We start from the raw sequence: 26,399 nt of genomic DNA on the forward strand, positions 1-26,399 counted from the left end.
CCGGCCCCGCCCCCGGCTCCCGGGGAGCCGGCGTGAACCCCTTCGAGGCCCTGGCCACGGCCGCGGCTGCCTGGGAGGAAATCCGCGCCCGCCTCGCGCCGGACGCCGAACTCCGCGCGCACCTGCGGGCGTTGCGGGAGGCCGAGGCGGGCAGCGAGGCCCGTGCCCACGCGGCGGCCCGGGCCGCGGGGGCGCTGGCGCGGCTGCTGCCCGAGCGGTTCGCCGCCCCGTCCGAGCCCCGCGGGGCCGCCACGGCCGAGGAGGTGCGCGTGGACGGCTTCGACGCGGCCGACCTCGCCGTGCTCCTCCTCGACGGCCACCGGATGGCCGGGCCCGTGCTCGGCGTGGTCCGCGAACGCCTGCTGGCCGTCCCGGCGTTGGGCGAGGAGGCCGTCCGCCGCCGCGGCGGCGACCCGGGCGCCCCCGGCCTGATCCGCCTGCCGGGACCCGGAGGTCTGGCCCGGCTGCCCGCCTTCCAGTTCGCGCCCGACGGCCTCCCCTGGTCCGTGGTCGTGGAGGTCAACGGCCTCCTGGGCGCCGAGGAGGACCCCTGGGGCAGCGCCGACTGGTGGCTGTCCGCCAATGCCTGGCTGGAGGGCGGCGGCGTGCCCGCTCGCCTCGTCGGCGCCGGCGCGGACGGGCTGCTGATCGCCGCCGCCGGCCAGCTCGGCGCGGGGGAGTGAGGCGCCCGTGCCCAAGTCCCGTCCTCCGCAGGCCCTTCCCCGGCGGCCCCGGCGCCAGGTGCTGACCGCCGGCACCCTGCTGTTCCGCATTCACGCCGCCGCCCGGGAGGCGACCGCCTTCAACCCCGTCCCCGCCGACTGCCTCTACGGCGGGGGCCGCTTCGACGCCACCCGCTGCGACCCCTACGGCTACCTGTACGCGGGCCTGAGTGTGGAGGCGGCCGTGTGCGAAACCCTCCTGCGCTCCGTCCCGTTCGAGCCTTCCGCCGCCCCGCGGCTGCTGCCCCGGCGGACCGTGCGCGGGCGGCGGCTGTCCGTGCTGCGGCTTGCCCGCGACGTCGAGGTCGTGCCGCTGGTCTCCGGCCGCGACCTGGCCGCCGTCGCCCAGGACGCCTGGCTGGTCCAGGCCGAAGCAGCCGACTACCCCTACACCCGCGACTGGGGGCACTGGATCCGTGCCAGGACCGGCCCTGCCGCGCAGGGCTTCCTGTGGCCCTCCAAGCGGGAGCCCGCCGACCGGGCGCTGGTGCTCTTCTCCGACCGCTGCCCCGCCGACGCGCTCCGGGACGCCGGGGTCCCGCCCCTCGACCTCGACACCCCCGAGGGCGAGAGCTGGCTCAACACCATCCTGGAGGGCTACCACGCCGCCGTCGCCCCCGCGCCCTAGAAGCCGCCCCGCAACCACCGACCACACGAGGGATTTTGACGTGAACGACCCCGCGGACGCCGACGGCCCCCCGGCCCCCGCCGCGGACGGCGGCCCCGCCGCCGAGGAGCCCGACGCCGGCGCGATCCGAGCCGAGCGCGACGGGCTGCTGGCGGCCCTTCGCCGCCCCGAGGCCCGCCCCGGGCGCGGGGCCGCCGCCGACTGGTGCGCCGTGGGCAAACTCAGCCTCGCCCTGTTCGAACACGAGGAGAACGAGGCCGATCTGCGGCGGGCCGAGCACGCCCTGGTCCGCGCCGCCGAACGCTCCCGCGACCCCGTCACGCGCGGCGAGGCGCTGGTGCTCCTGGGCCGGGTCCACGCCCTGCGCCACGACCGCGAGGAGGCCCCCGCCCTCGCGGACCTGGCCGAGCGGGAGCTGACCGACGGCCTCGCCGCGCTGGAGGGCCTGCCCGGCGGCGAGGAGCAGCGCCGCTACGGCCGCCTCCAGTTGGCGTTCGTCGCCGCCGCCCGCCACGAGAACGCCACCGACCCGGGCGAACGCGAGGCGCTGGCCGCCGAGGCCACGCGGCGCCTGACGGACGCGCTCGCCGACCGCGCCGACGAGCCCCTGGCCGCCGACCTGCGCCTGGCCCTCGCCGACCTCGCCCACGAACGCGGCTGCCGCACCGACGACCCCGAGGACTTCCGCGCCGCCGCCGCACACGTCCGCGCGGCCCTGGCCGAAGTGCCCCCGGGGCCCGACCGTGCGGCGCTGCGCTTCGGGCTGGCCAAGGCCCTGATGGGCCAGGGCGTCGCCGCCGCCGACGCCGGGCTCTTCGCCGAGGCCCGCGACGGCTTCGACCGGGCGCTGGAGGAGGCCCCGGCCGAAGGCGCCTGGTGGGTCCACGAGGCGCGGATGCGGCGGGCGTTCGTCCGCGGCGTGCTGGGCCAGGAGCGCCGCGACGGCCGCCAGGTCGCGCTCGCCGCCGCCGAGGCCACTCAACTCCTGGACGAGCCCGGCGCGTTGGAGGGCATCCCGCCCGTCTTCCTGCACCGGTTCGCCGAGTTCCTCTACGAACGCGCCTCCGCCCGCGAGGACGACCCGGGGCGCGAGCGCGCCCTGGCCATGATGCGCCACGCCGTGGCCGCCTGGGACCCCGCCCGGGACGGACCGGCTGCCTGGCGGGCCTCCCTGATGCTGGCCGCGCTCCAGCAGCGCCGCTACCTCGGCGACCGCGCCCCGGCCCGCCTGCGGGACGTCATCGACGGGTCGGCCCGCGTCCTGGCCGAGGAGGACGCCGGGGCGGACTTCCGCGACATCGCCCGCATGCTCCTGGCCTGGGCTCGCCACGAGGAGGGCGACGCGGCGCCGGAGGGGGAGCCCGCTCCCTCCCGGGAGGAGGTCCTGGACTCACTGCGTCGGCTGATGCAAGGGGTCGTCCAGGGGCGGGACTTCATCGACTTCGGCCCCGGGGAGGACGCCGGCGCCCTGATCGGGGAGCTGGCGCACGACTCCCTGCGCACCCCCGAGTCCCTCCTGGCCCACTACCGGGAATGGGAGGAGCGCGGCCCCGACGCCGAGGACCGCGCCGCCTCGGCCAGGAGCATCCTGACGTTCCTGCCGGTGCTCGACCCGCACGGCACGCACGTCACCCGCGAGCAGAAGCGGGCGCTGATCGACGCCGCCGTCGGCGACCCGGGCGCCGACCCCGCGACGCGGGCCCGCGCCCACGTCGTGGCCGCCCTCGTCCTGCTCAACGACGGCCTCGACGCCTCGGGCCGCACCCTGGATGAGCTGCGCCACCACGTGGAACAGGCCCGCGAACTCGGCGCCTCCGACCCCGTGTTCGCGCAGGTCGAGGCCCAGGTCACCGCCCTGCTCGGGCAGGTGCGCGGCGGCCGGGACGAGCGGGAGGCCGGGCAGCGGCTCGTGGACCGGCTGGCCGGCGAGGAGACGTTCACCTCCTACCAGCGCCTCCTCGCCCAGGCCGACAGCGCCACCGCGGCGGCCATAGCGGCGGCGCAGGCCAGGGACGTGGCCGGGCTCGACCGCGCCCTGGCCCGGCTGGCCGACGTGGCGGAACGGCTGTCCCCGGAGGACCCCGTCCGCGCCCAGGTGTGGGTCCGCCTGGACGGCCTGGCGCTGTTCCGCGACGACCTGGCCCGCACCGGCGGCCTCCCGCCCGCGCCCCCGCCCCGGCGGCGCCCCACCGACGCGGAGCTGCGCCGCACGGCCGCACGGCTGCCCCGCCGCGAACGGGGCCACCTCGTCGGCACCCTCGCCCACCTCCGCTGCACCGAGGCCCTGCGCGCCCAGGACCCGCGGGCCCTGGCCGCCGCCTGCGGCCTGCTGCGGGAGGCGATGGACCTCCAGGAGCCCGAATCCGCCGACTGGCACAGCAGCGCCTCCACCCTGGGGATGTCCCTGTGCGCGCTCGCCGAGGTGGAGCCCCGGCCCTCGCGCCGCGCCGAGCTGGTGGCCGAGAGCGTCGAACGGCTGGAGGTCTGCCGACGGCTCGCCGGCGGGCCCGCGCACCAGATGTGGGCCGACCTCAGCGTCTCCCTCGGCCGCGCCTACCGGCTGCGCGACGCTTCAGGCGACCGGGCCGCGGCGCGCCGCGCCGGCCTGGAGGGGCTGCGCGGCCACGCCTGGTCCACGCTTCTGCAGGCCGGGACCGCGCACGCCGCCGAAGCCGCGCGGGAGGCGACCTCCGGGGCCCTGGAGGTCGCCGCCTGGTGCCTGGCCGACGGCGCCTTCGACGAGGCCGTCCGCGCGCTCGACGCCTGCCGCGGCCTGGTGCTGCACGCCACGGTCACCGCCGCCGGCGTGCCCCGGTCCCTGGAGGCCGTCGGCCGCCCCGACCTGGCCCGCGCCTGGCGGGAGGCGGGCGGGGAGGAGACGGCCTCCCACGTGCCCGGAACGGCCCCCGCACGGGGGCCGGGCAGCGACCTGCGGCGCCGCGTGTTCGAGGCCCTCACCGCCTCGGACGCCGGGCGGCGGCGCGGCGCGGCCCTCCTGGACCCGCCCGAGCCCGCCGAGATCGCCGCCGCCCTGCGCGCCACGGGCGCCGACGCCCTCGCCTACCTGGTGCCCGCCCACGGCGGCGCCGGCGGCGCGGCCGTCATCGTCACCGCGGGCGGCCGGGTGGGCACCCTGCCCCTGCCCCGGCTCGCCGAGGACGCCGCCCCGCTGCGCGCCTACGCCCCGGCCGGGCGCGAGGCCCGCGACATGGGCCCGGCCTCGGCCGGGCCCGCCGGCGCGGCCCCGCCGCCCGCCCCGCGGCAGCAGCTGGACCGCCTGTGCGCGTGGGCCTGGTACGCCGCCATGGAGCCGCTGATCTCCGCCCTCGGCCCGGAGGATGACGACGCGGAACCCGGAAACGGCCCCGCGCCGCTGAAGCTGGTCCTGGTGCCGATGGGCGCGTTCGCGGTGGTCCCCTGGCACGCCGCCTGGGGACCGGCCGGCGGGGGCGCCCGGCTGCACGCGGTGGAGCGGGCCGAGATCTCCTACGCCGCCTCCGCCCGGCTGCTGTGCGAGGCCGCAGCCCGCGGCCCCGCCGCGCCCGGCGACGCCGCCCTGATCGTCGGCGACCCCACCGGCGACCTGCGGCACGCGGGGGAGGAGGCCGACGCGGTGCAGCGCGTCCTCTACCCGCGGGGCCGCTTCCTGGGCCGCCGCGCCACCGCCGCGGCCGACGGCGAGGGCACCCCGGCCGAAGTCCTGAGCTGGCTGCGCTCGTTGCCCGACGGCACGGGAACGCTGCACCTGGCCTGCCACGGAACGGTGGCCGAGCACGGCCTGCGGACCGCCCGGCTGTGGCTGGCCGGCGGCGACCTGGCGGCCGAGGAGCTGACGGAGGCCCACGGCGAGGGCGCCGCCGGTCCGGGCCTCGTGGTGCTGGCCGCCTGCCGCAGCCACGTCTCGGGACGGGGCTTCAACGAGGCGTACAGCCTCTCCACGGCCTTCCTCGTCGCCGGAGCCCGCTCCGTCATCGGCTCGCTGTGGCCGGTGCCGGACGACGCCACCTCGGTGCTGATGTTCATGACGCACTGGTTCCTGCGCCGCGAGAAGGCCGCCCCGGGCGAGGCGCTGCGCCGGGCGCAGCTGTGGATGCTCGACCCCGGCCGCGCCGCCCCCGAGGGCATGCCCGCCGCCCTCGCCGAGCGCGCCGCGCGGGTGGCCCCCCACGACCTCGCCGCCTGGGCGGGGTTCACCCATCTCGGCCGCTGAGGCCAGGGCCGGAGGGCCGCCGGCGCTCAGGACGGCACGACGGTGCGCAGCGCGAGGGTGTACGTCGTCCACTGGCCGGGGGAGGCGGGCCGCCCGGCGGCGGGGCCCGCGTCGCGGTCGGCCCGCGCCGGGGGTGCCAGGCGCAGCACGCCGTCCCCGGCCGCCGCGGCGGCCCCCCGGTGGCCCGGGGCGGCCGGGTCCCACGCGTCGAGGTGGAAGGGCAGCGTGTTCACCTCGCCCTCGGCCACCAGGAGCGTGAGCCAGTCGCGGACCTCGGCGCCGGGGCGCGGCTCCCGGGAGGCGGGCAGGGACAGCTCCACGGGGTCGCCGCCGAGGGCGTAGCCGGAACGGCCCGGCCCGATCCAGTCGCCGGGGAAGAGCAGGGAGTGGCTGCGGTAGCTGTCGGTGAGGTTGAGCAGGACGCACCACAGCCTGCGCGAGGACCGGTTGTGCAGCCGTACGGTGACCAGCGGCGGCAGCCAGCCCTCCGCGCCGCGGGCGTAGGCGCACACCAGCTCGCGGGAGCCGTCGCCCGGCAGCAGGCGGTCCTCGTGCCCGGCCACCGGGGTCACCTCCACCCGCACCGGGGAGCCGAGCGTTGCGGCCGGGTTCTCCAGGTCGCGGATCTGGTGCCAGCGCGCCAGGTGGACCAGGGCCTCCGCGACACGCCGGGCGTCCCCGGGCCCGCTCAGCGGCAGCGGCGCCAGGAACGGGGTGCCGTCGCGGCGCAGCACGTGGGCGCGTCCCCCGCGGGGGAGGACGCGCAGCAGCAGAAGCCCCTCCGGCTCGTGCCTCCCGCCGTCCCCGCAGAGCAGCGGGGAGGGCCCGCCACCGGGCCCCGCGGAGCGGACCGCCCCGCGCAGCCACTCCGCGGCCGGGTCCCCGGGCGCGGGCGGCTCGACGGACACGGCGGCCGGCGGCAGGGGCAGCGCCGACAGCGCCACGGGGTAGGTGCGTTCGGGATCGGGCGCCCAGCCACCGCCGGGCCGGACCAGGGCGCGCTCCGCCCGCACCTCGGTGACGCGCACGGAGCGGACCTCCCCGCCGCCGGGCCCCGCCCTGCCCTCCGGCCGCGCGGTCACGGTGAACTCCACACCTTCCGCGCGGGGTTGGGCGCCGCCGTCGCGCAGCCCGTGGGCGCCGCCGCAGTCCACCTCCCAGCCGTCGGGTCCGAACCGCAGCAGGTGCGGCGAGGGCCGGCGCACGCCCGCGGCCCCCAGGAAGGGCAGGTCCGCCGGGCCGCCCGGGTGGTCCGGGTGGAGCACCGGGTGCTGGCCCGCCGTGGCCCGCCGCACCCGGGCGTGGGCGGCGGCCAGCACCTCCCGGTAGGTGGCGCCCTCGTAGGCGCCGCTGCCCAGCACGCCCAGCAGGGCGTAGGTGAACAGCCCGTGCCGCCGCTCCCCGAAGGTGTCCTCCCACGCCTTCTCGTACAGGCGGCTGGCCGCCAGCAGCAGGTGCCGCGGCGCGGCCCTGCCGTCCCCGTCCGGCCCGGCGGCGTCCCGCGCTCCCGCCCCCGGCGCCTCCGGCAGCGCGCCGGCGAGCGCTCCCCAGGCCGGTGCGGGCGGCATGGACCGGGCCGTCAGCCGCTCCTCGCGGGTCCCGCCGCCCGCGAAGCAGCAGTCCAGCACGGCCACCACGTGCCCGCCGCGCGCCGCCGCCCCGTCCAGCAGGGCCCCCAGCTCCCGGTCCACCAGCGGCAGGTCGGCGCAGGCCAGCGCCTGGTAACGGCCGGTCGCCTCCCGGCGCTCGTCCCCCGCCTCCCGCACCTCGGACTCCGTGCCGTGCCCCGAGTACCACAGCAGCGCCGTGTCCCCGGCCCCCGCGGCGCCCAGGTGTTCGCGTATCCCCTCGGCGACCGCCGCCCTCGTGGCCTCGCCCTCCCGCAGCACACGCAGCCGCAGCCGCCCGCCGGCCCTGCGCCGCAACCAGCCCTCCACCGCGGCGATGTCGTTCAGGCAGCCGCCCAACCGCGGGCGGTCCAGGGCGGAATAGTCGTCGATGCCCACCAGCAGGGCGTGAACCGTGGCCATGCGCGCCAGTCTCGCAGCCGCTCCTCCGCCCGCGCGGGCCTCCGTCCGGGCGGAACACGGCCGATTTCCGGGCGTGATCCGGGCGCCGGGCCTCCGGGCCGCCCGAAGGGGCTCACTATCCGACGGATCGTCACTATGCTGCCGGACACAGGGCGTTGAGGCGCCTCCGGGGGCAAGGCTGGGAGCAGCAGCATGAGTCACAGCGACGGGCCGCGCCGCGTCGTGCGGCCCGAGGGGCCCGCCCGCGGCGCCGCGTTCGGCGCCCGGCCCGCGACCGGCGAGCGCCGGGCGGCGCGCCTCGCCCCGGCCGGGCGCGAGCAGGCCCGCCCGCCCGAGGTGCTGCGCGCGGTGCGCAGCCTCGACGCCGGGCTCGACGCGCCCGCCCGCGCCCAGCTCGCCGCCTGGCTGCGCGAGCACTACGAGAGCCGGAACGAGCCCCTGCCCCTGGGCTTCGTGGCCGCCTGCCACCTCGGTCCGCCCTACGTGGACCACCGGCTCAGCCTGATCGGCGCCATCCTGGAGCACTACGCGCCCGACGAGGCGATGCCCGAGCCGTTCTCCGGCGCCCGCATGCTCGTGCGCGCCGGCGCCTACGCCTACGTCGAGGTGTACGACAACGGCCTGCTGCTGCCCGTCCACGACGACGGCCGCATCGTCCGCACCCGCGGCGGCGCCCCGCAGTGACGCCGCCCGCTCCCCCCGCCCCGCACCGCACGGCCCCCCGCGACCGGACGCAGAACGGAGAGAACGCATGACCGAGGTGGACCACGTCCTCCGGGAGCAGGTCCGGCAGGTGAACGCCCTCGTGGTGCGGCTCGGCGAGCGCGTCAACGTGGTCTCCGGCCAGGTCTCCGCCGTCGACGCCCGCCAGGCCCAGACGCAGGACGACCTCAAGCAACTGCGCGACGACTTCCTGACCTTCGTCAACGAGGCCAGGCGCACCGCCCACGTCCAGCGCGCCGAGACCCGCGTCGGCGTCATCAGGGACGAGCTGGACCACGAGTTCGGGCACAACAAGGTCGTGCGCCGCACCGCCGTCGGCATGCTCCAGGCCTTCGACGTCGGCCTGGTCTCGGAGCAGACCGTGCGCTCCGTCAGCGAGGAGCTGATGCTCCAGACCCCGCGCTACTGGCTGGCCCCCGTGCTGGTCGCGCTGGCGGCCTGGTCCTCCGACGAGAGGGCCCTGTGCGAGCGCGCCGTCGAGGAGGGCTTCCGCCGCTCGCCCGGCCGCACCTCCCTGTTCTTCGCCCTCGTTCTGCGCCGCCAGGGCCGCCGGGAGGAGGCCACACGCTGGCTGCGGCACTTCCTCAACGCCCAGGACCCCTACCGCCTCGGCCGGGAGTTCGCCGTCATCCTGGAGTGCGTCTCCCAGGGCGCCTTCGGCGGCCCCGGGCGCGAGCTGCTGCGCGAGCGGATGGCGGACTGGCGCGAGAAGCTGCTGGCCGACGAGGCCGCCGCGGTGGCCCAGGTCGAGCGGTGGCGCGCCGAGATCGAGTCCCTGCGCGGCCCCACGGCCGCCGCCGGCTTCCCCCGCCTGGCCGCCCTCTCCCCGCAGTGGCAGCAGCTGGACGCGGTGCTGGGCGCCGCCGCCGCGCAGCGGCGTCTGCTGGACACTTACCGGGCCGTCGTGGAACGGGAGTTCACCCCCACCGGCAAGCTGGAGGACGCGGTCGACGACATCCTCGACCGGCTGGTGTCGGAGTACGACACCGAGGAGCTGCCGCTGCGCCGCGACCTGGCGTTCAACCAGGCCGTCATCGACTGCGACGGCGACCTGGACGCGGCGGCCCAGCGGGCCGACGCGCACGCCGCCGCCCTGGAGGAGACCCTCGACTACCTGACCGTGCAGACCGCCTCCGCGCTGGACCCGGAGTCCATCGGCGTCTCCCCGGCCACGCAGCGCCTGGCCGTGGTCGCCTGCCACCCGTGGCTCTCCCAGGCCCACGAGGAGTTCTCCCTGGCCTACCGCGCCGCCCTGCCGCCCGACGTGCAGGTCACGCTCTCCGCCACGCACAACACCGGGGCGCGGAACTTCTCGCTGCCGCCGTGGACGGGCTCCTTCACCCAGCCCCTGGAGGCCCTTCAGAACTCCCTGGCCCAGCACTGGGACCAGCACGGGCGCTGGTTCGTGGACTCGCTGGCCTACCCGTGGAAGGCGCGCGTGATCGCGCTGGCCGCCACGGCGCTCGCCGTCCTGGGGGTCGTGGGGTCCTTCGACACCGCCGTCGGCCTCGGCGCCGCGGCGGTCGTCTCCGCCGTCTGGGGCTTCGTGATCCACCGGCAGGTCGCCAAGGCCGCGGCGATGCAGGACCACGTCCGCCAGCTGCTCGCCAGGTCCCGCGAGGAATCGCTGCGACAGCTGAGCGAGGCCCGCGCCGAACTCACCGACTGGCAGAGCCGGTTCCAGGCCGCGGACGCCGTCTCGGCAGAGGTGCGGGCGTTCCTCGACGACCTGCCCACCGCCGGGAACGCCCGCACGCCCTTCGAGCAGCGGACCGTGCCCCCGGCCGGGGCTGCCGGACCCGCCGGGGCCTGAGAGCCGCGCCCGCGCAGACCGTGAACCAGCGCACCGCGAACCGCGTACCGAGGAGCAGCCCGTGAGCCAGCCGGTCCAGCCGCCGCCCCGACCCGCCGGGCCGCCGCCCGCCGCGGCGCCCGTCACCCCCCGGCGCCCCGGCGCCTCCGGCCGGTGGGCCTCGGCCCCCGCCACGGCCGGGGAGGCGCCCCCCGACCCCCTCACCGGGCGGCTGCGCCGCGTCGTCGAGGACCTGCCGGAGTGGTCCCCGCTTCCCCCGGGCGAACTGCTCGTCCGCCGTCCCGGCGCGGACGGCCCGTGACGCGGCTGTGGGGCGGGGGTGGCGCCTACGAGGCGTGGGCCGACCACCTGGAGCGGTGGGGCCGCGGCGAACGCCTCGACGCCTCCCGGCTGCCGCCCCTGGCGCCCGGCGACTTCTCCACCGGCACCTGGGAGCGTTTCTCCGCCCGGCTGACCGAGGCGTTCGACCGCAGGCTCCAGGCGTGGGCCGACACCCTCACCGCCGCGCTGCGGGCCGAGGGCGGCGACGAGTTCGCCTTCGGCCGGGCGCTCGCCCAGGCACGCGAGGGCCTGCGCTCCGCGCGGGAGCTGACGCGGCTCCCCGCCCTCCCGCCGGGTCTGGGCTCCCGGCTCGACGCGCTGCTGGCCGAGCAGGTCACCCGCGTCCAGCGCGAGCTGGAGGAGGACGCCCGCCGGGATGCCGAGACGGCCGGGGCCCCGGCCTCCGCCGAGGCGCGGCTGCGACCCCTGCGCGACAACCCGCTCACCGCCGCCCTCGCCGGGGACGGCGGCCCAGGGGAGCGGGCCGACGGCCCCGGCTGGTCCTACGATCCGGCCTCGCCCTCCCGCCGCCGCGTCATCGGCCCCTGACCCGGGGGCGCCGGGCCCCCGCCCCGGCCGTCCGGCCGCAGGCCCCGGAGCCACCGAACACCGCCGAACACCGCCGAGCACCGCCGATTCCACGACCCCGACGACCCCGACGACCCACCGAGGCGAACGAAGGCCGCCATGACGAACTACGCCGAGAGCCGCCGCGACCTGGACAGCTATCTCAACGCCCGCGTCCCGGTCATCGGCCTGCGCACCATCGAGCAGCAGCGCGCCATGCGGCTGGTCCGCGAGGTCGCCGCGCAGCCCCGCCGCAGCGCGATGCCCTTCTGGATCTACACCCGGGCCACAGGGCTGCGCGACCTGCGCACCAACGCCACGATGCAGGACGACCGTTCGCTCACCGGCGCCATGGAGTTCGCCGCCGCCCAGTTCACCAGCCGCCCGCAGGCCACGCTCGTGCTGGTGGACCCCGACGACCTCGACCTGGACACGCAGTTCACCCGCCACGTCGCCGAACTCGCCCGCCTGGCCGACGCCGGGGGCGGCAGCGTCGTCCTGATTACCGACAAGCCGATCTGGAGCGGCCTGCAGCGCCTGGGCATGAGCATCCGGCTCGACCTGCCCGACGTGGACGAGATGCACGCCACGGTCGCGTCCTTCCTCGACGACCACGAGGGCGTCGTCCCCATCAAGTGGGACGAGCAGGACCGGCGCCGCGCCGCCGAGTTCCTGCACGGCGTCAGCGAGGCCGAGGCGATCAACCTCATCGCCACCATCGTCTCCAAGGGCTCCGTCGAGAAGGAGGACGTCCTCACCGTCGCCCGGCAGAAGGACCGCATCTTCAACGACCTCGCCGGCCTGGAGCGCGTCACCCTCTCCGAGGAGGACTACCGGGTCGGCGGCCTGGCCAACCTCCGCGCCTGGCTGGCCCGCAAGCACGAGATGATGCACGCCGACCTGCGCGGCACCGGCCTGCGCCCGCCCCGCGGCGTGCTGCTCGTGGGCGTCCCGGGCTGCGGGAAGTCCCTCTCCGCCAAGGCCGTTGCCAGCGAGTGGGGTCTGCCCCTCTACCGACTGGACATGGCCAGCATCCACGGCAAGTACCTCGGCGAGTCCGAGGGCCGGATGCGGGAGGCGCTGGAGACCGCCGACCGGGTCGCGCCCTGCGTGCTGTGGATCGACGAGATCGAGAAGGGCCTCGCGGGCCGCGACGACATCAACGGCGTCGGGCAGCGCATCATCGGGCAATTCCTGTTCTGGCTCCAGGAGTCGCGCTCCCGGGCGTTCGTGGTCGCCACCGCCAACGAGGTCGCCAGCCTGCCGCCCGAGCTGCTGCGCAAGGGCCGCTTCGACGAGCTGTTCTTCGTGGACCTGCCCGACGAGGAGGACCGCAAGGAGATCATCGAGCTGTACTACCGGCGTTACGTCAAGAACGAGCCGGACCCCGAGCAGGTCGCGCGGCTGGTCGATCTCTCCGAGGGCTTCGCGGGCGCGGACATCGAGGCGGCCCTGCACGAGGTGGGCGCGGAGGTGCTGCTGAGCGGCGGCGCGGAGAGCCTGCGTCCCTCGTTCGTGGAGGACACCTTCGCCAACACCTCCCCGCTGAGCCGCACCAACCCCGAGCGCATCGAGGAGATCCGCTCCTGGGGCCGCGAGCGCGCCGTCCCCGCCGGGCGCGCCCCGGGCCGGCCCGGCACGGGCGGCGCGGCGCCGCGGACCCGGCGGGTGGTGTTCATGGGGGACTGACGGGCGTTGCCGGTGCGGTGAGGCCGGGGAGCCAGGCGAGGACGGCCGCGGCCGTGGTGGCCGCGTGTTCGTGGTGCATGGTGAAGTGGTTGCCCGGGACCTCCACCACGGCCGGTGCGCCGGGCCAGGCCGGCTCGGGGGCGGGCTCGCCCGGGGGCCGGGGAACCAGCGGCTCGGCGGCGCGGACGTGGAGCGTGGGCGTGGTCAGCGGCTTCGGGCGCCAGCCGTCGTAGAGGACCGCGTACCAGCCCATGGCCGTCAGGCGCGTGTCGTCCAGGGGCGCCGAGACGCTCTCCCTGGTCAGCATGCCGCCCAGCAGCGTCTGGGTCAGGCCCACCGTGCCGGCCAGGTCGGAGTCCATCAGCGTGTCCAGCAGTACGAGGCCGCGCGCCGGGGCGCCCGCGCGCTCCAGCTCGGCGGCCACGTCGTGGGCCAGGATGCCGCCGGAGGAGGCGCCGAGCAGCACCACGGGGGCGTCGTCCCCCGTCCAGGCGCGGACCGCCGCCGCGTACAGGGCCAGGAGCGCGCCCTTGGTGGCGGGCAGCGGCTCGCCGTCGCCGAAGCCCGGGACGGTGAGGGCCGCCACCTCGTGCCGGCCGCGGAACGGGACGGCCAGGCGCAGGTACTGGTGGACGCCGCCGATGGCCGCGAAGGAGGTGAACCACACCAGGCGCGGCTCCGCCTCCCCGGCGGCCAGCCGCAGCGGCACGGGCGGCCGGCCCCAGCCGGCCGGCCCCTCGAAGGTGGGCCGCAGGCTCGCGGCGAGCCGGGCCATCTCGATCCCGACCCCGAACTGCCGGGCGTCGGCGGCCCGCAGGAACAGCGCCCGCACGGGGTCGCCCTCGGCCGGTGTGCCGCCGTGGCGGGCGGCCGGGCCGGGGCGGGCCGGGGCCGGGCCGCCCTCGGGAGGGCGGGCGCCGTTCGAGGCGCCGTTCCCGCCGGGGCGGGCGAGTGCGGCCGGGGCCCGGGCCGCCTCCGGGGACCGGTGCGGCGCGGAGGCGGAGCCGGCAGCGGCAGATTCGTCGGCCGGCGGCCTGCCGGGTGGGAGGTCGCCGAGGTGGCCGGCCAGATGGGCGGCCAGGGCCAGGGGGGTCGGGTGGGCGAAGACGGTGGCCGGGGGGAGGCGCAGGCCCGTGGCGGTGGTGAGGGCGTTGCGCAGTTCCAGGGCCATCAGCGAGTCGAAGCCCAGCTCGGGAAAGCCCGCGTCCGGGGCGACGTCCTCGGTGTCCGCGTGCCCCATCACCCGCGCCGTCAGGTCCCGCACCAGCTCCGTCAGGACAGCGGCGCGCTCCGCGGGGTCGCGCCCCGCGAGGCGCGCGCGCAGGGTTCGCGCACGCCCCGGCGCGGCACGGCGCGCCGGGGGCGGCGCGATCAGCCCGCTCAGCACCGGCGGCGCCTCGGCCGCCGGGCCGAGGCGCATCGGCAGCAGCACGGGGTCGCCGGCCGCCAGCGCGGCGTCGAAGAGCGCCAGCCCCTCGGCCGTGGTCAGCCCTCCGCCGCCCGCCCTGGCCAGCCGGCGCCGGTCCGCCTCGGTCATCCCCGCCGTCATCGCGCTCGCCTCCGCCCACAGCCCCCAGGCCAGGGACACCGCCGGCAGCCCGGCCGCGCGCCGCCGCTCGGCCAGCGCGTCGAGGAAGGCGTTCGCCGCGGCGTACGCGCCCTGGCCGGCCGTCCCGAACGTCCCCGCCGCCGAGGAGAACAGCACCAGCCGCGCGGGCGAGGGCCCGGAGGTCAGCGCGTCCAGGTGCGCCGCCGCGTCCACCTTCGGCCGCAGGACCCGCGCCGCCCGCTCCGGCGTCAGCGAGGCGAGCAGGGCGTCGTCCAGCACGCCCGCCGCGTGGATCACCGCGGCCGGCGGGCGGGCGAGGGAGGCCAGCAGCCCGGCCAGCGCCTCCCGGTCCGCCGCGTCGCAGGCCGCGAGGGTGATCTCCGCGCCCAGGGCGGCGAGTTCGTCGCGCAGGGCGGCGGCCCCGGCCGCCGCGGGGCCGCGCCGCGAGAGCAGCACCAGCTCCCGCACCCCGTGCGCGGTCACCAGGTGCCGGGCCACCGCCGCCCCCAGCAGGCCGGTGCCGCCGGTGATCAGCACCGGCCCGGACAGCCCCGCGCCCGCGCGCAAGGGGGCGGCGCCCGCCCGGCGCGCGAGCCGGGGCACGTACGCCCGCGCGCCCCGCACCGCCACCTGCTCCTCGCCCGTGCGGGCCACGGCCCGCGCGACCGCCCAGGTGGTGGTGTCCTGGTCCGCGTCGGCCAGCACGAAACGCCCCGGGTGCTCCGTCTGCGCCGACCTCACCAGGCCCCAGACGGCGGCCTGCGCGGGGACCAGCCGCGCGGCCTCGCCGGGCCGGACCGCGACGCCGCCGCGGGTGACGACCACCAGGCGGCTGTCCGCGCACCGCTCCTCCGCCAGCCACTCCCGCAGCAGGGCCAGGGTGTCCGCGACGAGCGCGTGGGCCCCGGCCGCGCCCCCGCCCGCCTCGCCCCCGGCAGCCTCGCGGGGGGCCAGCAGCAGGGCGGGCGGCGCGGCGCCCCCGCGCAGCGCGGCGCGGAACGCCCCGAGGCTCCGGTGGGTCTCCGGCGGGATGTCGGGGAACGCCCCTTCCCCGCCGGGGCGTTGGACAACGGCCCACCGCGCCGCCGCCCCAGGGCCCCCGTCGTCCGGTCCCGCCGGCACCCACCCGAGGGCGAACAGGTTCCCGGGACCCGCCGAGGAGAGGGCGGCGAGGGGGCGGACCGTCAGCGCCCCCACGCGGATCACGGGCCGCCCGTCCGCGTCCTCGGCGGTCACCCGCACGGCGCCCGCGCCCTCCGGCGCCACCCGCACACGCAGCGTTCGCGCTCCGGTGGCGTGCAGCGCCACCTCGCTGAACGCGTAGGGAACGGAAGCGAGTCGGTCCGCCGTCCCGCCGTCCCCGTCCGGGACCGCGCCCAGCGCGGCCGGGTGCAGGGCCGCGTCGAGCAGGGCCGGGTGGATGCCGTACGCCTCGGCCTCCGCCGCGGCCGTTGCGGGCAGGGCGACTTCGGCGAAGACCTCCGCGCCCCGCCGCCAGGCCGCCGTCATCCCGCCGAAGGGCGGGCCGTAGCGCAGCCCGGCCGCGGCCAGGCCCTCGTACGCGGCCCCCGCGTCCACCGGCTCGGCCCCCTCCGGCGGCCAGGCCCCGGCCGTTCCCTCCCCCGGCCCGGCGTCCGGCGCGAGGGTGCCGCTCGCGTGGCAGCGCCAGCCGGCCTCCTCCGGGGGCCGGGCGTCCGGGAGTCCGCCGGGCGGCCCGGCGTGCACGGCCACCTCCCGGAGGCCCTCGGCGTCCGCCGCGCCCACGCTCATCCGCAGCAGCACCTCTTCCTCGGGCGGGAGCACCACGGCGGCGTGCAGGACGAGTTCGCGCACCGCCGGACAGCCGGTGACGCGGCCGGCGTGCAGGGCGAGTTCGAGGAGCGCGGCGCCCGGAAGCACCACCGCGCCCGCCACCGTGTGCCCGGCCAGCCAGGGCTGGGCGCGGCGGCTCAAGCGGCCGGTGAACACCGTGGCGCCCGCCCGGCCGGCCGCCGGTACCAGCGCGCCCAGCAGCGGGTGCCCGGCCGGGCGGAGCCCGGCGGCGGCCAGGTCCCCCGCGCCCGCCGCCGCGTCCTCCAGCCAGTACCGCCGCCGCCGGAACGGGTACGTCGGCAGCTCCACGCGCCGCGCCCCGGCGAACACCCGCTCCCAGTCCACCGGGAGGCCCGCCGCGTGCGCCCCGGCCAGCGAGGCCAGCAGCCGGCCGGGCCCTCCCTCACCGCGCCGCAGCGTCTCCAGCACCACGTGCTTGCCGGAGCCCGCCCGCCCCGCCTCCTCCAGCGTCTCGCGCAGCGGCAGGCCGAGCACCGGATGCGGGCCCACCTCCACGAACGCGGTGTGCCCCTCCGCCGCCAGGGCCCGCACCGCGTCCCGCAGGCGCACCGGCTCGCGCAGGTTGCGGAACCAGTACCGGCCGTCCAGCGCGGCCGGGTCGCGCGTGTCCACCGCCTCCCCGGTGACGGTGGAGCGCATCGGCACGCCCCCGGGCCGCGCCGCCACCCCCGCCAGCGCCTCCTTGACCGGCTCCCGCAGCGCCTGGACCTGCGGGCAGTGGGACGCGAAGTCCATCGCGACGCGCCGGGCCCCGATCCCCTCCGCGGCGCAGGCGGTCAGCAGCGCCTCGCACGCCTGGGCGTCCCCCGAAACCGCGACGGACCAGGGGCTGTTGACCGCCGCCACCGACAGCCGCCCCCGCCACGGGGCGCAGCGCCGCTCCGCCTCCTCCGCGGAGAGGGGCAGGGCCACCGTGCCGCCCCGCCCGGACAGCAGCCGCCGCACCAGGGCACTGCGCACGGCCACCACCCGCGCCGCGTCCTCCAGGCTCAGCGCCCCGGCCACGCAGGCGGCGGCCACCTCGCCCTGGGAGTGCCCGAGCACCGCGTCCGGGCGCACCCCGTGTGCCCTCCACTCCTCGGCGAGCCCGACCATCACCGCGAACAGCACCGGCTGGAGCACGTCGGTCCGCTCCGGATCGGGGGCGCCGGGCGCGCCGTTGAGCACGTCCGTGAGCGACCAGCCCACGTGCGGGGCGAGCGCGGCCTCGCAGTCCGCGACGGCGGAGCGGAACGCAGCCGCCGCCGGGGATTCCAGCAGCGCGCGGGCCATCCCGGGCCACTGCCCGCCCTGGCCGGGGAAGACGAACACCACGCGCGGCGGCGCGGCCGGGGCCGTTCCGCGCACCAGGCCGGGCGCGGCCCGCCCGGCGGCCAGGGCGTCGAGCCCGCCCAGCAGGCCGGCCCGGTCCGCCCCGACGACCACCGCCCGGTGCCGGAAGGCGGTGCGGCCGGCCAGGGTGCGGCCCACGTCCGCCGGGGCGGGCCGGCGGCCGGCCAGGTGCTCACGCAGGCGGGCCGCCTGCGCCCGCAGCGCCTCCTCGTCCCGCGCGGACAGCGGCCAGGCCACGGGCCGCGCCTCGCCCCCGGCGGCCCCCTCGTCGCCGCCGGGAGGAGGAGCCGAGGCCATCGACTCCTCGGGGAGTTCGAGAACGACGTGCGCGTTCGTGCCGCCGTAGCCGAAGGAGGAGACCCCGGCCCGCCGGGGCGCGCCCGTCCCCGGCCACGGCACGGGCGCGGTCACCACCCGGAGCGTGCCCGCGGACCAGTCCACGTGCGGAGACAGCGGCTCGGCGCGCAGGGTCGGCGGCAGCAGTCCGTGCCGCATCGCCAGCACCGTCTTGACGACGCCGCCGACGCCGGCCGCCGCCTGCGCGTGCCCGATGTTCGACTTGAGCGAGCCGAGGAACAACGGCCGCCCGCCCGGCCGTTCGCCCCCGAACACCGCCTCCAGCGCGCCCGCCTCGATCGGGTCGCCGAGCGCCGTGCCCGTGCCGTGCGCCTCCACGGCGTCCACCTCGGCCGGGCCGAGCCCCGCGTCGGCCAGCGCCGCGCGCAGGACCCGCTGCTGGGCCGGGCCGCTCGGTGCCGTCAGCCGGCTGCTCGCCCCGTCCTGGTTCACCGCCGAGCCGCGCACCACGGCCAGCACCGGGTGCCCCGCGCGGCGGGCGTCCGAGAGCCGTGCCAGCAGCAACAGGCCCACGCCCTCGGCCCAGTTGGTGCCGTCGGCCGCCGCCGAGAACGGCTTGCAGCGCCCGTCGGCGGCCAGCCCGCGCTGGCGGCCGAAGTCGGTGAACGGCGTGGGCCGGGCCATCACGCACGCCCCGCCCGCCAGGGCCAGCGCGCACTCCCCGCGCCGCAGCGCCTGCACGGCCAGGTGCAGGGCGACCAGCGAGGAGGAACAGGCCGTGTCCACCGTCACCGCGGGCCCCTGGAGGCCGAGGGTGTAGGCGAGGCGGCCCGAGGCGATGCTGCCGGCGTTCCCCGTGCCCAGGTAGCCCTCCGCGTCGTCCGGCGCCGCGCGCAGCCGGGAGCCGTAGTCCTGGTAGGAGATCCCGGCGAACACGCCCGTGTCCCCGCCGCGCAGGCCCGCCGGGTCGAGCCCGGCCCGCTCCACGGCCTCCCACGCGGTCTCCAGCAGCAGCCGCTGCACCGGGTCCATGGCCAGCGCCTCGCGGGGCGTGATCCCGAAGAAGCCGGGGTCGAACTCCGCGACGCCTTCGAGGAATCCGCCCTCGCGCACGTAGCAGCGCCCCGGCCGCCCCGGCTCCGGGTCGTAGAGGGCTTCCAGATCCCAGCCGCGGTCGGCGGGGAACGGCCCGACGGCGTCCGTTCCGGAGGAGACGAGCCGCCACAGGTCCTCGGGCGTCTCGACCCCGCCGGGGTAACGGCAGGCCATGCCCAGGATCGCGACCGGCTCGCGCGCCGCCTCCCGCGCCTCGCGCAGCCGCTCGCGGCCCGCGCGCACCTCGGCCAGCGCCCGCCGGAGGTAGTCGCGCAGCCTCTCCTCGCTCATCGCATCCGCTCCCTCCACGGCGCCGCGCTCCCGCGCGGGCCGTCAGCCGCCGCCCAGCTCCCGTTCGGCCAGGTCGAAGATCTCGTCGTCCTCGGCGGGCGGGCCGGCGCTCGCCGGCGCTTCCTCGCCCGAACGCCCGGCGCCCGAACGCCCGGCGTCCGCGCGCCCGGGGTCCGCGCGTGCCTCGTCCGCGCGTGCGTCGCCGGAACGGCCGTTGCCCGCGTGGACCTCGCCCGGACGCCCGGCCTCCCCGGGCCCGTCGGCCTCCCCGAGCGCCTCCCGCAGGCGGAGCGCGACGGCGCGCGGCGTCGGGTGGTCGAAGAGCAGCGTGGCGGGCAGGCGCAGGCCGGTGGCCGCCGCGAGCTGATTGCGCAGCTCCAGGGCCGCCAGCGAGTCGAACCCCAGGTCCAGGAAGCCGCGTTCGGGATCAAGCGAGCCCGGGTCGGCGCGCCCCAGGACGACCGCCGCATGCCCGCGGACGAGGTCGAGCAGCAACGCCTCGCGCGCCGCGCCGTCGCCGACCGCCAGCCGCCGCCGCAGCTCCCCGCCCGGGTCCCCTCCGGCCTCCGCGCCCGTCCTGGCCCGGGGCACGCGGCCCGGCGCGCCCGGCGAGGGCAGCAGCTCGCGCAGCAGCGGCGGCGGCTCCTCCCCGGCCGCAGCAGGCGTCAACTCCAGCCGCAGCGGCAGCACGTCGGTCGCGCCCCGGGCCAGTGCCGCGTCGAAGAGGCGCAGCGCCTCCGCGGTGGCCAGCGGCGCCAGGCCGCGCCGCGCGATCCGCCGCAGCGCGGAGGAATCCAGGCCGCCGGTCATCCCGCTGCGCTCCTCCCACAGCCCCCAGGCCAGGGACACGGCGGGCAGCCCCTCCGCGCGGCGGCGCCGGGCGAGCGCGTCCAGGTGGGCGTTGGCCGCCGCGTAGGCGGCCTGGCCCGAGCCGCCCAGCACCCCGGCGGCCGAGGAGAACAGCACGAAGGCCGACAGGCCCAGCGGGCGGGTCAGCTCGTCCAGGTGCGCGGCGGCCAGGGACTTGGCGGCCAGCACCCGGTCCAGCCGCCCGGGCGTCAGGGCGGCGACCACGCCGTCCTCCAGCACGCCCGCCGCGTGGACGACGGCCGTCAGCGGCCGGGAGGGCGGCACCGAGGCCAGAAGCCGCGCCAGCGCCACCCGGTCCCCTGCGTCGCAGGCGGCGACGGAGACCTCCGCGCCCAGGCCGTTCAGCTCCTCGCGCAGCCGCCCCGCGCCCGGCGCCCCGGGGCCGCGCCGCCCGGCCAGCAGCAGGTGCCGCACGCCGTGCGCGGCCACCAGGTGGCGCGCCAGCAGCCCGCCCAGCACGCCCGTCCCACCCGTGATCAGCACGGTGCCACCCGGCCGCCACATGGGGGCGGGCGCGGCGGCCGGGGCCGGGTCCAGGCGCGTCAGGCGGGGAACGAACGCCTCCTCGCCGCGCACGGCCACCTGCGGCTCGCCGGTGGCCAGGGCCCGCTCCACCGCCCCGGCCGCGCCGGACTCCGGCAGGTCCGGCGCGACGTCCACCAGCAGGAAGCGCCCGGGGTGCTCCTCCTGCGCGGTCCTGACCAGGCCCCAGACGGCCGCCGCGGGCGGCGAGGTCCGGGCCTCCTCGCCCGGCCGCGCGGCCACCGCGCCCCGGGTGACGAACGCCAGGGGCGCACCCGCCGGGCGGTCCCCGGCCAGCCGGCCCTGCACCAGCGTGAGCGCCCGGCGCGCCGCCTCCCGCACGGCGCCGGGACCCTCGCCCCCGCCGAACCAGGCCGTCGTCGGCCGCGGCCCGGAGGGGCCGGAGACGGCCGCCGCCGGGAGACCGCTCGACGCCCCGCCCGTTGCGGCCGATTCGCCGGACACAGGCGTCCCCGGCGCGGCGGGCACCCGCCGCCACGCCACCCGGTACAGCGCCCCGCGCGACCCGGCGGCCCGTGCCCCCGGCGCGGGCCGCAGCCGCAGCGCACCGGCCGTCACCACCGCGCGCCCCGCCGCGTCCCTCGCCTCGACCGCGACCGTCTCCGCCCCCGTGGGCGTCAGCCGGACCCGCAGCGCCGTGGCCCCGGTGCCGTGCACGGCCACCTCCGTCCAGGCGAACGGCAGGCACACGTCCTCGCGCAGGAACGCCACCGGGTGCAGCGCCGCGTCGAGCAGCGCCGGGTGCACGGCGTATCCGCCGGCCTCGCCCAGCAGCGCGGCCGGCAGCGCCACCTCCGCGAACACCTCCTCCCCGCGCCGCCACGCGGCCCGCAGCCCCCGGAACGCCGGGCCGTACGCGAAACCGCCCGCCTCGGCCAGCCGCTCGTACAGCCCCTCCACGGCCAGCGGCCCGGCGCCCCGCGGCGGCCACGGCCCGGTCTCCGGCCCCGGCGCTTCCCGCACCGGGGCGAGCGTGCCCCCGGCGTGCCGCACCCAGGGAGCGTCCGGCGCCCCCTCCGCCCGCGCGTACAGGATGAACGCCCGGCACCCCCGCGCGTCCGGCGGCCCGGCCGCCGCCCGCAGCGCGACCGCGCCCCGCCGCGGCACCGTCAGCGGCGCCTCCAGGCTCAGCTCGGCCGCGCCCGGCGCGCCGGCCAGCGCGCCCGCGCGCAGGGCGAGTTCGAGGATCGCGGTGCCCGGCAGCAGCACCTCCCCGCCCAGGGCGTGCCCGGCCAGCCACGGGTGGGTGCGCAGCGAGACCCGGCCGGTGAGGTGCAGCCCCTCCTCGCCCGGCAGGTCGACCGCGGCGGCCAGCAGCGGGTGCCCGGTGGGCCGCAGCCCGGCCTCCGTCACGTCCGCCCCGGCCGGGACCGGCAGAAGGTAGGGGCGCCGCCGGAAGGCGTAGGTGGGCAGCTCCACCCGGCGGGCGCCCCGCCCGGCGAAGACCGCCTCCCAGTCCACCTCCCGGCCGTGGGCGTGCACGGCGGCCAGGGCCGCCACAGCGGTGGCCGCCTCGGGCCGGCCGCGCCGCAGGGTGGCCACCAGGACCGGCCCGTCGGCGGCCGGGAGGCAGGCGCGGGCGGCGGCGGTCAGCGCCGCGTCCGGCCCGATCTCGACGTGCCCGGTCCCGCCCTGCTCCCGCAGCGCGCGCACCGCCGCCAGGAAGCGCACCGGCTCGCGGGCGTTGCGCGCCCAGTACTCCGGGTCGGCCGGCTCCCCGGCCCCGGCCCGGGTGCCCGTGACGGTGGAGAAGAACGGCATGCGCGGCGGGCCGAGGGCCAACTCCCGGGCCAGGGAACGCAGTCGGGGCAGCACCGCGTCCACGGCGGGGGAGTGGTAGGCGCGGGCGACCCGCAGCCGCCGGGTGCGGCGGCCCTCGGCGCACCACCGGCGCCCCAGCGCGGCCACGGCCTCCCCCTCGCCCGAAAGGACCACATCGCGCGGGCCGTTCACTGCGGCGATCACCACCCGGCCGCCGAACTCGGCCAGGTGCCCGGCAGCCTCCTCCTCGGTGGCCCGCACCGCGACCATCGCCCCGTCCTCCGGCAGCTCCCGCATCAGCCGGCCCCGGCGGGCCGCCAGCCGAAGGGCGTCGGCCAGGGAGAGGACCCCGGCCGCGTGCGCCGCCGCCACCTCGCCCACCGAGTGTCCCAGCACCGCGTCGGGCCGCACGCCCCAGCTCTCCCAAAGGCGGCACAGCGCCGTCTGGAACGCCACCAGGCCGGCCTGCGCGCAGGCCGGGTCCTCGTCGAGAAGGGCGGCCCCGGGCGTTCCCTCCGGGGCGAACAGCGCGTCCCGCAGCGGGCGTTCGAGGTGGGCGTCCGCGTGCTCGCAGGCGGCGTCCAGCGCCCGGGCGAAGGCCGGGTACGCCTCGTACAGCCCGCGGCCCAGGCCGGGCCGCAGCCCGCCCTGCCCGGCGAAGACGAAGGCGATGTGCGGAGGCCGCGCCGGGACGGTGCCGCGCACCAGGCCGGGGCCGGCCCGGCCCTCGGCCAGGGCGGTCAGGCCCGCGAGGAGGCCGTCCCGGCCCTCGGCGACCACGACGGCGCGGCGCTCGAACGCGGAGCGGGTGGTCGCCAGCGAGTAGCCGATGTCCTCGGGGCGCCAGGCGCCGGCGGAGCCCAGCCGGGTGAGCAACGCCCGGGCCTGGGCGCGCAGGGCCTCCGGCGAGCGGGCCGAGACCGGCCAGGGCAGGGGCGCGGCGGGGCGGTGCCCGGCGGGGGCCTCCGGCCTCGCCGCCGACCGGGGCCCGGGTGCCGTCGGCGGTACCAGGGCGGGGGCGGCGGCCGGGGGTTCCTCCAGGATCACGTGGGCGTTGGTGCCGCTGATGCCGAAGGAGGACACGCCCGCCCGGCGCGGGCGTTCCGCCGCCGGCCACGGCGCCTCCCGCTCCAGCAGCCGCAGCGCCCCCGAGGACCAGTCCACGTGCGGGGTGGGCCGCTCCACGTGCAGGGTGCGCGGCAGCAGGCCGTGCCGCAGCGCCAGCACCATCTTGATGACCCCGGCGACGCCCGAGGCGGCCTGGGTGTGCCCGAGGTTCGACTTCAGCGCGCCCAGCAACAGCGGGCGCCCGGCGGGCCGTTGGCGCCCGTAGGTCTCCAGCAGCGCCGCGGCCTCGATGGGGTCGCCCAGCGCGGTGCCCGTGCCGTGCGCCTCGACGGCGTCCACCTCCCCGGGCCCCAGGCCCGCGTCCGCGAGCGCGTCCCGGATGACCCGCCGCTGGGCCGGGCCGCTGGGCGCGGTCAGGCCGTTGCTCGCCCCGTCCTGCCCCGTGGCGCTGCCGCGGACCACGGCCAGCACCGGGTGCCCCTGGGCCAGCGCGTCGGGCAGCCGCTCCAGGAGCAGCACGCCGACGCCCTCGGCCCAGCCCGTGCCGTTGGCCTCCGCGGAGAACGCCCGGCAGCGGCCGTCGGGGGACAGCACGCCCTGGCGGGCGAACTCCACCAGCGTGTAGGGCGTCCACATGATCGTCACCCCGCCGGCCAGGGCCAGCGCGCACTCCCCGCGCCGCAGCGCCTGCACGGCCAGGTGCAGGGCGACCAGCGAGGAGGAGCAGGCGGTGTCCACGCTCAGGGCCGGGCCTTCGAGGCCGAGGGTGTAGGCGATGCGGCCGGAGGCCACGCTCGCCGCCCCGCCCGTCGCCAACTGGCCCTCGAAGCCCGGTGGAGCGGTGCGGAAGCGCGTGCCGTAGTCGGTGTAGCTGGCGCCGACGAACACGCCCGTGCGGCTGCCGCGCAGCGCGAGCGGGTCGATGGCCGCGCGCTCCACCGCCTCCCAGGCCGTCTCCAGCAGCAGCCGCTGCTGCGGATCCACGGCGGCGGCCTCGCGGGGCGAGATGCCGAAGAACTCCGGGTCGAACCCGGCCGTTTCGGCCAGGAAGCCGCCCCCGCCCGGGCCCCGCCCGCCGGGGCCCGGGCGGCCCAGGGCCTCCAGGTCCCAGCCCCGGTCGGCGGGCAGCGGGCCGACCGCGTCCCGCGCGGCGCGCAGCAGCTCCCACAGCTCCTCGGGGCTGTGCGCGCCGCCGGGCAGGCGGCAGCTCATGCCGACGATCGCCACCGGGCCGCCGCCCCCGCCCTCGGCGGGCGTCGTCCGGGACGGCGCGGGCCGGGGCGTGGCGGGCTCGGGCGCGGCGGGGGCCGCCCCTGCGAGGCGGGCGTGGAGTCGTCGGGCGAGCGCCGCGGCGGTGGGCTCGTCGAAGGCCAGCGTGACGGGCAGGCGCAGGCCGGTGGCGGCGGAGAGCCGGTCGCGCAGGGCCAGGGAGGTCAGGGAGTCGAACCCCAGGTCGCGGAAGGCCCGTTCGGGGGCGACCCGTTCGCCGTCCGCGTGCCCGAGGACGGCGGCGGCCTCGGAGCGCACCAGCTCCAGCATGCGGCGTTCGCCCTCGCGCCCGGCCGGGACGGCGAGGCGGCCGGGGGGCGCGGCCTTCGCCGGGTCGCGCGCCGGGTCGCCCGCCGCCTCGCGCCGGGGAGGGGCGGCCCCGGGCAGGGCCTCCAGCAGCCGGGCCGGGCGCGCGGCCCCCTGGGCGGCGGCCAGCCGCCCCCAGTCGATGTCGGCGACGGCCAGGCACGTGTCCCCGAAGGCCAACGCCCGCAGCAGCGCCGCCGCGGCGGCCTCGGGCGGCATGGGCCGCACGCCCTGCCTCGCCAGGCGGTCCGCCAGGCCCGGCGCGACCATGCCGCCCGCCCCCCAGGAGCCCCAGGCCACGGAGGTGGCGGGCAGGCCCAGGCCGCGCCGGTGGTGGGCGAGTGCGTCGAGGTACGCGCTGGCCGCCGCGTACCCGCCCTGCCCCGGGCGCGGCAGGGTGCCCGCCAGCGAGGAGCACAGGACGAACGCCGACAGCTCCAGGCCGCGGGTCGCCTCGTGCAGCGCCCACGCGGCGCCCGCCTTGGGCGCCAGGACGCCCGCCAGGCGGTCGGGGGTCAGCGCGTCCAGGAGTCCGTCGTCCAGCACGCCGGCGGCGTGGACGACGGCGGTCAGCGGGTGCTCGCGCGGCACGGCCGCGATCGCCGCCGCCAGCGCCGCCGGGTCGGTCACGTCGCAGGCCGTCACCGTCACCGCGGCGCCCCGCGCCTCCAGGTCCGCCGCCAGGTCCGCGGCGCCCGGCGCCTGAAGGCCGCGGCGGCCGAGGAGCAGCAGGTGCCGCGCCCCGGCCCCGGCCAGGGCGCGCGCGACGTGCCCGCCCAGCGCGCCCGTGCCGCCCGTGATCAGGACGGTGCCGGAGGCGGACCACGGCGCGGGCGCGCCGTCGCCGGGCGGGGGCAGGGCGCGGGCCAGGCGGGCGCTCAGCACCCCCGAGGGGCGCAGCGCGAGCTGGTCCTCCCCGCCGGGGCGGGCCAGCGCCCCGGCCAGGCGGGCGGCGGCGCGGGCGTCCCGCTCCGGCGGCAGGTCGATCAACCCGCCCCAGCGGTCCGGTCGTTCGACCGCCGCCGCCCGGCCCAGGCCCCACAGCAGGGCCTGCGCCGGGTCGCGCACGGGGTCGGCCGGGGAGGTGGAGACGGCCCCGCGGGTCGCGCACCACAGCGGGGCGCTCACCCCGGCGTCGGCCAGGGCGCCGAGCCGGGCGACCGTGGCGAGCACCGCGCCGCCCTCCGGCGCGGCCCCCTCTCCGGGCAGCGCGAGGAGGGAGAGCACCCCGGAGGGCCGCTCCTCGGTCCCGGCCAGCGCGTCCCGCACCAGGGCGGCGAGCCGCCCCCGCGTCCGTTCGCCCCGCCCGGCCCGCACGAGGGGCCGTCCGCCGAGCGCCCCGGCCAGCGCTGCCGCCATGCCGTCGTCCGCCTCCCCGGCCACGACGAGCCATCCCCCACCCGCCATCGCGGCCCCCGGCTCCTGCCCCGTGCCCTCCGCGGAGGCGCCGTGCCCGGCGTCGGGCCCGCCGTCACAGCCGCC

11 protein-coding genes are annotated in these 26,399 nt (G+C 79.4%); 8 read left to right on the forward strand and 3 right to left on the reverse strand.

What is annotated here, in order from left to right; all coding sequences use genetic code 11:
- Nucleotides 1-32 precede the first annotated feature (32 nt).
- Genes RM780_RS20120 through RM780_RS20130 form a run of 3 tightly spaced genes read left to right on the forward strand, consistent with a single transcriptional unit; the run spans nucleotide 33 to nucleotide 5,560 of the window.
- Nucleotides 33-683 (forward strand): hypothetical protein, encoded by a 651-nt coding sequence (locus tag RM780_RS20120; RefSeq protein WP_311632204.1) that lies wholly within the window; start codon nucleotides 33-35, stop codon nucleotides 681-683.
- Nucleotides 684-690: 7 nt separating this feature from the next.
- Nucleotides 691-1,350, forward strand: coding sequence for an RES family NAD+ phosphorylase (locus tag RM780_RS20125; protein ID WP_311632205.1), 660 nt, complete (start codon nucleotides 691-693; stop codon nucleotides 1,348-1,350).
- 40 nt (nucleotides 1,351-1,390) lie between these two features.
- The gene (locus RM780_RS20130) at nucleotides 1,391-5,560 is read left to right on the forward strand and encodes a CHAT domain-containing protein (protein WP_311632206.1); all 4,170 of its coding nucleotides are present in this window, start codon (nucleotides 1,391-1,393) and stop codon (nucleotides 5,558-5,560) included.
- 26 nt (nucleotides 5,561-5,586) lie between these two features.
- Here RM780_RS20130 and RM780_RS20135 read toward each other — a convergent pair whose 3' ends face one another.
- Nucleotides 5,587-7,590 (reverse strand): caspase family protein, encoded by a 2,004-nt coding sequence (locus RM780_RS20135; RefSeq protein WP_311632207.1) that lies wholly within the window; start codon nucleotides 7,588-7,590, stop codon nucleotides 5,587-5,589.
- 192 nt (nucleotides 7,591-7,782) lie between these two features.
- On the opposite strand from RM780_RS20135, the gene RM780_RS20140 reads away from it, so the two are divergent.
- From RM780_RS20140 to RM780_RS20160, 5 genes are all read left to right on the forward strand, one after another.
- Nucleotides 7,783-8,274: a hypothetical protein gene (locus RM780_RS20140; RefSeq protein WP_311632208.1), complete on the forward strand. Its 492-nt coding sequence runs from the start codon at nucleotides 7,783-7,785 to the stop codon at nucleotides 8,272-8,274.
- Between the two features lie 67 nt (nucleotides 8,275-8,341).
- Nucleotides 8,342-10,126 (forward strand): hypothetical protein, encoded by a 1,785-nt coding sequence (locus tag RM780_RS20145; protein ID WP_311632209.1) that lies wholly within the window; start codon nucleotides 8,342-8,344, stop codon nucleotides 10,124-10,126.
- Between the two features lie 61 nt (nucleotides 10,127-10,187).
- Nucleotides 10,188-10,427, forward strand: coding sequence for a hypothetical protein (locus tag RM780_RS20150; protein WP_311632210.1), 240 nt, complete (start codon nucleotides 10,188-10,190; stop codon nucleotides 10,425-10,427).
- Complete coding sequence (locus tag RM780_RS20155; RefSeq protein ID WP_311632211.1) at nucleotides 10,424-10,996, forward strand: hypothetical protein; 573 nt, start codon at nucleotides 10,424-10,426, stop codon at nucleotides 10,994-10,996. The genes RM780_RS20150 and RM780_RS20155 overlap by 4 nt, the downstream gene beginning before the upstream one ends.
- 138 nt (nucleotides 10,997-11,134) lie before the next feature.
- Nucleotides 11,135-12,703, forward strand: a complete 1,569-nt coding sequence (locus RM780_RS20160) for an AAA family ATPase (RefSeq protein ID WP_311632212.1) — start codon at nucleotides 11,135-11,137, stop codon at nucleotides 12,701-12,703.
- Here the strand turns inward: RM780_RS20160 and RM780_RS20165 are convergent.
- Nucleotides 12,690-19,100, reverse strand: a complete 6,411-nt coding sequence (locus RM780_RS20165) for a type I polyketide synthase (protein WP_311632213.1) — start codon at nucleotides 19,098-19,100, stop codon at nucleotides 12,690-12,692. The two genes, RM780_RS20160 and RM780_RS20165, sit on opposite strands and share 14 nt — an antisense overlap.
- Before the next feature lie 42 nt (nucleotides 19,101-19,142).
- Nucleotides 19,143-26,324, reverse strand: coding sequence for a type I polyketide synthase (locus RM780_RS20170; RefSeq protein ID WP_311632214.1), 7,182 nt, complete (start codon nucleotides 26,322-26,324; stop codon nucleotides 19,143-19,145).
- Between the last annotated feature and the right edge of the window lie 75 nt (nucleotides 26,325-26,399).

This window comes from Streptomyces boetiae (assembly GCF_031845405.1).
Classification (GTDB): Bacteria; Actinomycetota; Actinomycetes; order Streptomycetales; family Streptomycetaceae; genus Streptomyces; species Streptomyces boetiae.

Bases quoted from the DNA above. Each gene is read 5' to 3' on its own strand.
- RM780_RS20140 (WP_311632208.1), top strand. From the start codon at position 7,783: ATGAGTCACAGCGACGGGCCGCGCCGCGTCGTGCGGCCCGAGGGGCCC.
- RM780_RS20165 (WP_311632213.1), bottom strand. From the start codon at position 19,100: ATGAGCGAGGAGAGGCTGCGCGACTACCTCCGGCGGGCGCTGGCCGAG.
- RM780_RS20170 (WP_311632214.1), bottom strand. From the start codon at position 26,324: ATGGCGGGTGGGGGATGGCTCGTCGTGGCCGGGGAGGCGGACGACGGC.
- RM780_RS20145 (WP_311632209.1), top strand. From the start codon at position 8,342: ATGACCGAGGTGGACCACGTCCTCCGGGAGCAGGTCCGGCAGGTGAAC.
- RM780_RS20160 (WP_311632212.1), top strand. From the start codon at position 11,135: ATGACGAACTACGCCGAGAGCCGCCGCGACCTGGACAGCTATCTCAAC.
- RM780_RS20135 (WP_311632207.1), bottom strand. From the start codon at position 7,590: ATGGCCACGGTTCACGCCCTGCTGGTGGGCATCGACGACTATTCCGCC.